This is a genomic window from Enterobacter sp. CGMCC 5087 (genome assembly GCF_003144775.1).
Lineage (GTDB): Bacteria > Pseudomonadota > Gammaproteobacteria > Enterobacterales > Enterobacteriaceae > Enterobacter > Enterobacter cloacae_M.
Genome location: NZ_QFXN01000336.1, coordinates 1 through 244 on the forward strand (window position 1 = coordinate 1; position 244 = coordinate 244).

Genomic DNA, 244 nt, shown 5'->3' on the forward strand with positions numbered 1-244 from the left:
GTCAGCATGGACACAGGCTGACAGTTTTCATCGTCTGGCCGAAGCCATTTGTCATCATCGGGTGGTCAGTCTGCTGGTCGGCGGTGTCCGTCACGATGAGCAGGAGCCTTACCGCCTGATTTACCGGCATCAGCACTGGTATCTGGTCGTCTGTTGCCGGGGGAGCCTTCGGGTGTTCCGGCTGGAAGACATTATCTCGGCCTCACTCTCAGAGCAAACCTTCCGTCGCCGGAGCGAAATCAGT

Annotated in this window: 1 protein-coding gene; it reads left to right on the forward strand. The window is 57.8% G+C overall.

Features of this window, described 5'->3' with window-relative positions:
• Positions 1–244: WYL domain-containing protein (locus tag DEO48_RS26255; RefSeq protein WP_146198352.1), on the forward strand; the 244-nt coding region annotated here is incomplete at both ends.